Origin of the sequence: Pseudomonas sp. NMI542_15, from assembly GCF_021283425.1 — a bacterium.
Classification (GTDB): Bacteria; Pseudomonadota; Gammaproteobacteria; order Pseudomonadales; family Pseudomonadaceae; genus Aquipseudomonas; species Aquipseudomonas fortuita.
The window spans coordinates 1-308 of record NZ_JAJSRO010000084.1; the positions used below are offsets into that span (position 1 = coordinate 1).

The following is a 308-nucleotide window of genomic DNA, read 5'->3' on the forward strand; positions in this document are numbered from 1 at the left end:
ACCGAAGGTGGCGAGATCACCTACACCATCACGCTGACCAACAAAGACGGTCTGCCGATCAACAACCATTCGGCGCTATATTTCAAGCTGACCGATGGCACCACTGTTGTCGTCGCGGCCAACAGCACCACGGGCTCGGCCACTGCAACCGCCCCGGATAACGTGTATGTCGGTACTAACCAGCCGGTGGTCAATGCCATCGATGCTGTCAGCGGCGCGGATGCGTGGAAGTTCGAAAACCTGAATCTGGACAAGACCCCGGTCAGCACCCAGGTTACCGACGAACCAGGCACCCCAGGCAACGAAGG

The 308-nt window shown here is 58.8% G+C and carries 1 protein-coding gene; it reads left to right on the forward strand.

Annotated features, from left to right (window positions below; all coding sequences use genetic code 11):
• The coding region (locus LU684_RS30515; RefSeq protein ID WP_232895382.1) for an immunoglobulin-like domain-containing protein at positions 1–308 on the forward strand (308 nt) is incomplete at both ends.